10 protein-coding genes and 1 pseudogene are annotated in these 9462 nt (G+C 55.6%); 5 read left to right on the forward strand and 6 right to left on the reverse strand.

Annotation, left to right across the window (positions count from 1 at the left end; genetic code table 11):
* The first annotated feature begins 67 nt into the window (after positions 1–67).
* From VQ830_RS28285 to VQ830_RS28295, 3 genes are all read left to right on the forward strand, one after another.
* A complete protein-coding gene (locus VQ830_RS28285; protein ID WP_337271476.1) occupies positions 68–361 on the forward strand; it encodes a type II toxin-antitoxin system RelE/ParE family toxin in 294 nt (97 codons plus the stop codon).
* Positions 362–470: 109 nt separating this feature from the next.
* Positions 471–713, forward strand: a complete 243-nt coding sequence (locus tag VQ830_RS28290) for a type II toxin-antitoxin system ParD family antitoxin (RefSeq protein WP_337271477.1) — start codon at positions 471–473, stop codon at positions 711–713.
* Positions 710–1003: a type II toxin-antitoxin system RelE/ParE family toxin gene (locus tag VQ830_RS28295; protein WP_337271478.1), complete on the forward strand. Its 294-nt coding sequence runs from the start codon at positions 710–712 to the stop codon at positions 1001–1003. The genes VQ830_RS28290 and VQ830_RS28295 overlap by 4 nt, the downstream gene beginning before the upstream one ends.
* Before the next feature lie 386 nt (positions 1004–1389).
* On the opposite strand, the gene VQ830_RS28300 is transcribed toward VQ830_RS28295, so the two are convergent.
* From VQ830_RS28300 to VQ830_RS28325, 6 genes and pseudogenes are all read right to left on the reverse strand, one after another.
* Complete coding sequence (locus VQ830_RS28300) at positions 1390–1764, reverse strand: ArsR/SmtB family transcription factor (RefSeq protein WP_337271479.1); 375 nt, start codon at positions 1762–1764, stop codon at positions 1390–1392.
* Between the two features lie 426 nt (positions 1765–2190).
* Positions 2191–4338, reverse strand: coding sequence for a catalase (katE, locus tag VQ830_RS28305; RefSeq protein ID WP_337271480.1), 2148 nt, complete (start codon positions 4336–4338; stop codon positions 2191–2193).
* 90 nt (positions 4339–4428) lie between these two features.
* Positions 4429–4959, reverse strand: coding sequence for a YciE/YciF ferroxidase family protein (locus VQ830_RS28310; RefSeq protein WP_337271481.1), 531 nt, complete (start codon positions 4957–4959; stop codon positions 4429–4431).
* Between the two features lie 66 nt (positions 4960–5025).
* A pseudogene (locus VQ830_RS28315) lies at positions 5026–5520 on the reverse strand (hypothetical protein); the annotation flags it as partial.
* A complete protein-coding gene (locus tag VQ830_RS28320; RefSeq protein WP_438618907.1) occupies positions 5513–5779 on the reverse strand; it encodes a general stress protein in 267 nt (88 codons plus the stop codon). The gene VQ830_RS28320 and the pseudogene VQ830_RS28315, both read right to left, overlap by 8 nt.
* A gap of 29 nt (positions 5780–5808) precedes the next feature.
* The gene (locus VQ830_RS28325) at positions 5809–6126 is read right to left on the reverse strand and encodes a PepSY domain-containing protein (protein WP_337271482.1); all 318 of its coding nucleotides are present in this window, start codon (positions 6124–6126) and stop codon (positions 5809–5811) included.
* A gap of 744 nt (positions 6127–6870) precedes the next feature.
* Between VQ830_RS28325 and VQ830_RS28330 the strand changes: the two genes are divergently transcribed.
* Positions 6871–7989 carry an AI-2E family transporter gene (locus VQ830_RS28330; protein WP_337271483.1) on the forward strand — a complete coding sequence of 373 codons (1119 nt, stop codon included), beginning with the start codon at positions 6871–6873 and terminating at the stop codon, positions 7987–7989.
* A 693-nt stretch (positions 7990–8682) separates the two neighbouring features.
* A complete protein-coding gene (locus tag VQ830_RS28335; protein WP_337271484.1) occupies positions 8683–9066 on the forward strand; it encodes a transposase in 384 nt (127 codons plus the stop codon).
* Positions 9067–9462 lie beyond the last annotated feature (396 nt).

Below are 9462 nucleotides of genomic sequence, written 5' to 3' on the forward strand. Positions count from 1 at the left end.
ACGAGGTCGAGGCGCACTTTGCCACACGTCGAGCGGCGGCCCGCCTTAAAGCTGGTGTGCCAGAAACGTGAAACTGACTTGGGCTGCGTTTGCGTTGTCCGATCGCGATGCTATTTTCACATACATCGAGGCAGATAATCCTGTGGCAGCCATACTGATCGATGAACGGATAGTAGCCGCCGCCCGTCGCTTGCTCGATTTTCCTGCCAGTGGGCGCGTGGGTAGAATTGCCGGGACACGCGAACTTGTCATCAATGGTACGCCTTACGTCGCCGCCTATGCGATCACCGAGACAACAGTTCGAATTCTTCGCGTACTCCATGGCGCGCAGGAATGGCCAGAACAACTGCCGCTAAGCTGATGATTGCGTTCGCGCAGGGGCGACGGTTCGATTCCAGTCAAGGCCGGTGATAGCAACTTTGACAATCTTTGCCAAAAGAGCCTATAGTCTCGATGAATGGAGTCAGCCAATGGCAACGATGAACGTATCCCTACCGGATCCGATGAAAGACTGGGTTGAGGCACAGGCTAAGACGGGACGATATTCCAATGCTAGTGACTATGTTCGCGATTTGATCAGACGTGATCAGGCGCGGAATGACAAGATCGCCGCCATGCAAAGCTTCGTTGACGCCGGGCTCCGGAGCGGGGTTGGAACTCGATCGAAGGATGAGCTGTTTGCTGAGGCTGAGGCTCGTGTCAATAAGTCATGAGCTATAGGCTTTCTGTCGAGGCGGAAGAAGACATCATCGCGATCGCCGAGGAAGGGGTCCGTATGTTCGGCGCCCAACAGGCGCGTCGCTACCACAATGATCTTTTCGCTTTACTGCATTTGCTAGGCAACAATCCGCGTATTGCGCGCGAAAGAGTTGAGATTGAGCCTCCGGTCAGAATTCATCCCTTCAAAGCGCATCTGGTTGTATATCGCATATCCGAAGATGAGACAGTCTTCGTCATACGGATTCGGCACGGGCACGAAGATTGGATAAGTGATTCAACGTAGCGCGCGGAGTACGGACCTCCTATTTTGGCCACTCCATTAGTTCAATTCTACTCAAGTGCGACTGATGCTGAAAGGTTGCTGAACGACGTGGGTCAGTCTTCCTCTGGCTGTCTCGCATCTGCATCCTCCGCAGACGGCTATGAAGTGGGACCGTGAGATCTCGGGATGAACACCGTTGGTGAGAGCGTGCTGACAGAGATCGAAAGCGCGCCGGTATATCGGACCGGACTTATGGCTCAGGTTTTTCATATGCCGCGGGGCCCAAGAATGTCTTGATCAAGAGCGGGCCAACGCCGACATATACGGGGGACTTCCAACGCACTGTGTAGTCGACTGCGACTAATCCCATCGCGTCCTCATGAGGTTGTAGACTGACTGATGGGAGGTCATGCAGGGAGCAGCGATAAAGTGCTTAGCGGTGAAAGTTTCCGGTCCGCGATGTCGATAATTTCGGGTGTTTCTTGAGGTTTGCCGAAGATGCGCGAAGGCGTCCCAAGTACTTGTATGACCGCTACCGAGTCGCATCTGTAGAAGATTGTTTGTGCGTCCCTCCTGGTCTGTACCAGGCTCGCACCTCTAAGCTTCCCGAGGTGTTGCGAAAGCGCCGATTGGCTGGGATCCGTCATCACGGCAAGCGAGCCGACGGAAACCTCCTCCTTGCTCAGGATATTGAGTATCAGCATTCGCTTGTGGTTGGCCATGGCGGATAGCAGTTCAGCGGCCTTCGCAAGGAAGGTCTCCGAGTATATGGTTTTCGGCATCGGTAGCTCCGGGCGCACAACATCCTTCCCATCATGGGATAGGCATGTCTGCGAGATATACGAAAGCGCGATCGAGAACCGCTGTTCCCGAGAATGGCCGCAGTTGGGCCGCAAGGCATGCACAGTCTCACCTGTCGTGAACATATGCAACATGAGTGTTTTAGGCTTCTCATCGACATCGGCGCATTTCAGATAGAGATTTTGCATTGAGGCGGCGGTAGAGTGGTTTGTTCGAGATCTGCATTTTCTCGCTTGGCTTGGACGTCTCACTTCGCAGTGTCGATGGACGCCCCAGCTTTTAGGATCGGCGTAGGAAGCCAATGCTCGTATGTTTGAGAAGTTTGGTGATGGGCTGAGTGGCCGACTCTCGTCGACCGCTCAGTGATTCAAAGCGATAGTTGCAACGGACACCGCACCTGTTTCGTCTCACTTTGTTGAAGGCGACGCTTTGCCGAGCTTCACAGACGGCTCGCGACCCCAAACGCGCAGCTTGCCGAGTTCGGCAACGAAAGTGGAAAGTCCATCCTCCCCGGGCAGCGCAACAACACCTTCGTCCAGCGCGTCCGCAATTCCGGCTTTGGCCAGGAGGGGGAGAGCCGATGGGTCGTAGCCGATGAATTTGCAATGCTGGAAGGCGTCGGCGACGAAGTCGCGTGCTACAGCCTCGTTGACGATATCTTCGATCGCGGCCGCGGATGTTAACAAAGCAACCGCATCGAACAGCACCGATGGGCCACCATCGATCATATGTTGAGCTTCGATCAGTTTTCCATCGGACGCTGTCACACCACCGACCTTAGGCGCGATCAGCTCGGCGATACCTTTTTCCGCAGTGATGGCATCGGTCAGGCCCTTCAGCAAATTCGCGTTTACACCATCGGTTATCAAAATTCCAAGTTTGCGCCCTTCGAAGCGTTTGGGTCCGCGCTCAACGATGCTGAGTGCGGGCGAAGGCTCGAGATCCTGACGGGTCGGCATGGCCGCATCCGCAGGCTTAGGCATGGTCTTCAAGCCGAGCTTCTGGGCAACAGTTGTCGCCAACGTTTCATCGATGTTGAGAAGATGCGCGACCATGCGTTCGCGGATCACCAATGCCTCGACCTTACTCAGCTCAAAGGTAAGAGCGGACGCGATATGGCGTTGCTCTGTGTCCGTCTGGCTGATGTAGAACTGCCGCGCCTGGCTGTAATGGTCGGCAAAGCTCTCCGGCCGCAGTCGCGCCTTGATGCCATGTTCTTCCGCCGGGAAGTGGCGGTAGCCGCGTGTTGGAGATTCCCGTGGGCCTTCTCCGTGCGAGTTCGGCTGATAATTGGTGCGGCCAACGGGGTTTCGCATCGCCATATGACCGTCCTGCTGAAAGTTGTGCATCGGACATTTTGGAGCATTGATCGGCAGATGTGCGAAGTTTGGTCCGCCCAGCCGTTTCAGCTGCGTGTCGAGATAGGAGAAGTTACGGCCTTGCAGCAGCGGATCGTTGGAAAAGTCGATGCCCGGCGGCACATTCTGGGTCATGAACGCGACCTGTTCGGTCTCGGCAAAGAAATTATCTGGCATCCGATCGAGAACGAGGCGGCCAACCGGCGTTGGTGCCAAGATTTCTTCCGGAATGATCTTGGTCGGATCAAGTACGTCGAAGTCGAAACTGTCAGCAAAGGCTTGGTCAAAGAGCTGAACCTGCAATTCCCATTCCGGAAAGTTACCCGACTGGATGGCGTTCCACAGATCACGACGATGAAAATCGGGATCGGCACCATTGATCTTCACCGCCTCGTTCCAGGCAACCGACTGGAGGCCAAGCTTCGGCTTCCAGTGGAACTTGACGAAAGTGGACTCGTCCTTGTCGTTGATAAGGCGGAACGTATGAACGCCGAAACCTTCCATGAAGCGCAGAGACCGCGGGATCGTGCGGTCTGACATGATCCACATGATCATGTTCATACTTTCCGGCGTAAGGCTGATGAAGTCCCAAAAATTGTCATGAGCGGTCTGCGCTTGCGGGAAGGCGCGATCCGGCTCCTGCTTGGCGGCATGGATCAGGTCTGGGAACTTGATCGCATCCTGGATGAAGAAGACCGGGATGTTGTTGCCGACCAGGTCCCAATTGCCTTCTTGGGTATAGATCTTGACCGCGAAACCGCGCACGTCACGCGCCAAATCCGCTGAGCCCTTGTTGCCGGCGACCGTCGAAAATCGCACGAAAGCAGGCGTCTTCTCACCGGCACGCTGTAGGAAGTCCGCGCGGGTGTACTTCGCAAAGGATTCATGGGTCTCGAAATAGCCATGAGCACCATATCCCCGCGGGTGTACAACGCGTTCGGGAATGCGCTCATGGTCGAAATGGAACATTTTCTCGCGGAAATGGAAGTCGTCGACGACGAGCGGACCACGTGGGCCCACACAAAGCGAGTTCTGATCATCGGCGACTGGGCCGCCTTGAGCCGTCGTCATTATTGGTGTGTCGCCCTCGGCGATCTGGTGAAGCTCCCCACCTGCACCGCGCGTCAGTTTCTGATCGTGGATAGTCGCGGTGACAAGCTTCGGCTCTGCCGACGCAGTCGCTGGTTTTTTGGCCATGGGTCAAGCTCCTGGAGAGGGGTGTGGAATGGGCGACTTCGAAAGCAAGAGGCCACCTCGAAAGGCGGCCTGATCATTTTCTGAGGGAGTTTAGCTGGCCTTCTTCAGCGCAGGTTTGGCGCTGGCCGAGCCTTCGCCCTTGGCATTGGCTGTCCCTTCACCGAGGGCCGTCAGCTTCTGGTCAGTGGCGATCTCTTCCTGCAGTGTTGCGTCCAGCAAGGTGACTGCCTCCTTCATGCCGAGCTGCTTGGCCCATGATTTCAGAGTGCCGTATCGAGCGATCTCGTAGTGCTCGACGGCCTGAGCCGAAGAGATGAGGCCGGCATCGAGCGCGGCTGTGCCCTTGTATTCTTCCATGATCTCTTCGCCCTCGGCGAGGATGCCCTGGATGGCTTCGCAGGTCTTGCCACGTGCCGGCTGGCCGAGAAGTTCGAAAATCTGTTCGAGACGTTCGATCTGGCCCTGGGTTTCGTCGCGATGCGTGAGGAAACCAGCCTTGCCTTCTTCCGACTGAGCCGCTCGCGCCATCTTCGGCAGAGCCTTCAGGATCTGCTTTTCCGCGAAGTAGATATCCTTGAGAGTGTCAAGGAAGAGGTCGTTCAATGTCTTTTCGGTAGCCATTCGAGTATCCTTAGGTTGAACCTGTGTGAATGCTAGATGTCGCGCCCATTAGGGGCGCGATCTGGATCAGAGTGCAGCGTTGCGGTAACGGCCGCGTTCCTCTTCGACTTCGTTGGCTTTGTAAGGATCGAGCGTATCGTCAAACCGGGTCCAGCCGTGCTCTCTATAGGATGCACGACGCTCTGCCGGATCGACCCAGTTGGAACGCTTCAGGATTGCTTCGGCTTCAGGAGCTAGCGCGTCGTCCACCTTTGCGGTGACCAGCGAGCCTCCCCGCCGCACTCCTTCGGCATAGACATGCGCATCCTCTTCAGACACGCCCGTGCTCGTCATTGCGCCGATGATACCGCCGGTGGTGCCACCTGCAACGGCACCCGCAACAGCACCCGCTGCAGTAGCCGCCAACCAGCCGGCCGCCACAACTGGACCGACACCTGGGATGGCCATCAGCCCAAGTCCGGTGAGAAGGCCGCCGGCGCCGCCGACTGCTGCGCCAATCCCGGCGCCTGTTCCAGCCCCCTTCGCCGCGTTTGACTTATCGGCATAGCGGCCATCAGCATTGNGCCGCCACAACTGGACCGACACCTGGGATGGCCATCAGCCCAAGTCCGGTGAGAAGGCCGCCGGCGCCGCCGACTGCTGCGCCAATCCCGGCGCCTGTTCCAGCCCCCTTCGCCGCGTTTGACTTATCGGCATAGCGGCCATCAGCATTGTTGGAAACGATGCTGATGTCGTTGGAAGACACGCCAGCGGATTCCATTGCGCTGACGGCGGCGCTGGCGTCGGAATAGTCGTCGAAAAGTCCTGTTACAGTTTTCATGATGGAAATTTCCTGTTGAATTGGTTGAATTATTTGGCGACGACATTACCCTGATAGTCGAGCGCGACATTGACGGGTTTGCCGTCCTTCATGCCGGCAGCCATCCAGATGCCCTTGTCGTCCTTCATCAGGTTCTTGACGTCGGAGAAGCCCGCCTTCTCAATGCGGGATTTCGCTTGATCCTGGGTGAAGCTGTTGGCGCCTTCGACGGGCGCTGTCACGTTTTTGGAATTTTGCGTTGCGACAGCCGGTGTATTGCCGTTCGTATCAGCAGCCGGCGTCGTCTGGGCGTGCGCAGATAGGGCGGACGCGCTGATAAGCGCCGCGGCGAGAATTATATTTTTCACTGAGGTTTCCTCTTGTACCGGACCTGTGTTCACAGCTCCTGCAGTACCGAACCCGACTCGCACCTAATCGTTCCTTCTTCGAGAAAAGGAAGTGAACGCCTCCTTTCCTGATGATGACCGCCTGCTGCGCTGCCGATGTCAGACAAAATCTCCAGACGTCCAGTATTTGAAAGCAGCTTTGCACTGCATATGCTGTGCGACCAGGAACTGGACTGGTCTCGGCTGGCCGCAAGGCTGAAAACCTATAATTTCCTTTCGGGCCAGTAGAGACGATCGGCACTTTAGGACACCGGGTAGAAAAGCTTCTTGCAATGCCAGACCCAATTTTCTTGCCCGATTGCCTTGGTTGTCTACGCCGAACAGTTCATTCGTATGTGCACTGCCGATATTCTCGCATTGGCTGCTACGTCGAGGGGCACCGGTCGGACTTCTACGTCGTCGTCGCCTCCAATATTGTCACGTCACTAGGTTGCTTCCAGACGGTGCGCGTTTCCTTGGAAAGCCGCTGACGAGCTTTTGGTCGCAGCTGTGGTGGAACTTGATTGCAGCGCACGATGTCGCGTTGCTTTTGTTTTGCCGCTGATCGATCGCTAAAAAGGGAATTGTTCGACGTGCGGAGAAAGACCGGAACTCTTGGCGACGGATTCTGTTCACATAGGCAGCCCTCACAATCTGTTCTGCAGCAGAGCAATTCGCGCCAAACCACTTAGAAACGTGGCTTTGGCTTTTGACGTGGAGAGATTTATGGCCATCGACGTGAAAGCAAATTTCGCTGCGCCTGAAGGGACAAGGCCGAACTCGGATACCAAGCCTATGTCCCTCGATCTCCCATCCGATCCAGTTGTGGTGCTGCTGGTAATGTTGGTGGGATTAGCTACACTGTGCCTAGCGTATCTGGCAGCGGAAGTAGTGCTTCCAATCGTTTTGGCCCTGGTTCTCAAGCTTCTGTTTCAGCCGGCCATGCGATTACTGGAGAAGGCCCGCCTTCCGAGAAGCCTTGCGGCTCTTGTTCTGATCCTACTGGTTTTCGGTGCTATTGTCGGCGTTGGAGCCGCGATTTCAGGCCCCGCGTCAGATTGGGCTGCCAAATTGCCCGAGGGGATTCCAAGATTGCAGGAACGTCTAAAATTCCTGAACGAACCTATCGAAACTTTACAGACGTTTCTGCACAGGATCGATGGCCTCATGCAGAACGGATCTGCGTCAACGAACGGTTCCGGATCAACGATCGCTGCGACGCTATTCTCAGGCACGACCCATTTTGCCGCAAGCTTTTTCGAGACGATCGTTATTTTGTTCTTCCTGCTCGTCTCCGGCAATACCTTCCTGAAACGCGCTGTAGAAATCCTGCCGAATTTCAAAGAGAAGCGTCAGGTTGTGGAACTTTCACAGGATGTTGAAAGAAATATATCTGCCTATCTTGTGACAATCACGCTGATGAATGCATCCGTTGGTCTGGCAACAGGATTGACCATGTGGCTGACCGGACTTGGTGATCCGATTCTTTGGGGTGTCGCGGCATTTCTGTTAAACTACGTTCCGATCATGGGTCCACTTCTCGGCGTCGGAAGCTTCCTCCTCGCTGGCCTTTTGGTGATCGATTCACTGTGGTTAGCCCTGCTTCCGGCGGCTCTTTATCTTGGAATTCATATTGTCGAGGGAGAGATCGTCACACCCATGTTGCTTGCCCGGCGCTTCACCCTCAATCCGGTGCTTGTGATCATCGCTTTGATATTTTGGTTCTGGATGTGGGGTGTGCCGGGCGCAATTCTCGCAGTTCCGATGCTCGCCATCACCAAGATCGTCTGCGACGGAATACGACCACTAGCAGCGGTAGGCCACTTTCTTAGCGGCGAGGACTAAGTCGGCATAAGGCAGACTAGCCGAGAACATTGCAGCTAGAACATGCATTCCATTTTGAACTGTCTCGCAAAGTGTTCGTTAGCATGATCCGGTAATGGAAAGTTTCGACTGATCGCGCAAGAGAACCAATGGGATCCTACTCTGACAATATCAATGTGCTTATCAGCTCTTTCACCGGTTCATACTCCTATCAAAAGCCCCGCACCAAGCCCTCATCGGTAGTGGTCTTTACGAACGTTAAAGAGCCTGCCATTACCATATTGGGTAATTCGATTCCGCTCATCTGAAAGAAGTCCCGCCAAAAACGAATGTCATTGTCCGCCTGCCAATGAGCGACCGCAAAGCGGCGTTTTCCGTCGTCATGATTCAAATCAAGTCCGGAAAATGCGCTGGAACACGAGTGAGCCACCGATCAATGAGTTGATTGAGTATCGACACAAAAACAAGAAGATCGATACGGGGCGTTTGCACCATGAAGGGCAGATGACATAGCGTCGCGAGGGCCAGAAACCTGCTTCAATCAACTCTAGCGCACGGGGGTAGCAATGGAGATCTTCGAAGTTGCTCGCTGGCAAACTCTTTCTTCTGAAGATCAGCGTGCCGGCTGCAATCAAACGTAAGCGCGTAGGCCATCCCACGTATCTTTCGGACTGCTGATCGGCGATTTTCTGCATGAGTCATGCGGAGAATTCTATGAGCGACAGTGTGAATCACCCTCGAACCTTTGAGATTTTGACCGCGGAGCCCGTGCGAAGACGACGCAAGCCGCGGGACTGGTCGGATGACGAAAAGGCGCGGATTGTCGCCGCGACGCTGCAGCCTGGGGCCAATGTCTCGGCGGTTGCCCGGTCTGAAGGCTTGGATCCCTCGCAGCTTTATGGGTGGCGTCGCAAGGCACTGGCATCGGGCGTGGTAGCACCCCTGACAGAGGGAACGGGAGCGCAAAAGTTCGCGCGCGTTGAAACGGTAAGCAAGGGCTCGGTCGATATTGTCATTGCGGATATGATCGTGCGCGTCGGCGGCGATTTTGAGCCCGATCACCTGGTGAGGGTTCTACGGGCGGTTCGCAAGGCATGATCGCTTCGGGTGTGGTGGTCTATGTGTCGTGCCAGCCAGTCGACTTCCGCAAGGGGGCCGCCTCGTTAATGGCGCTGGTGCGGGATGGCGGTCTCGATCCGTTCTTATGTGTCGGGCGAGATTATGTGGCGGATCCGTCCCTGCGCCGGCCGAGGCCCGTCTAATCTGGAATTCTCCGCCACATAATATTTCGTGCCTCTTTGGATGGGTGCGGGATCCCCCGCGCCGCTATTCGGAGGGACAACATGCTCGAGTTCTATTTTTCGTATCGTGGAGTGCTCAAGCGCCTGCGTAGTGGTGCGCTTGGTGGCGAGATGGATCGCCTCGCGGAGCATTTTTTCGCGCTCGGTTATAAGCGAGCGTCCGCCAAGATTTACCTGAGCCGGATTGCGCGTT

The sequence above is a fragment of the Oryzifoliimicrobium ureilyticum genome, from assembly GCF_037199735.1.
Lineage (GTDB): Bacteria > Pseudomonadota > Alphaproteobacteria > Rhizobiales > Rhizobiaceae > Rhizobium > Rhizobium ureilyticus.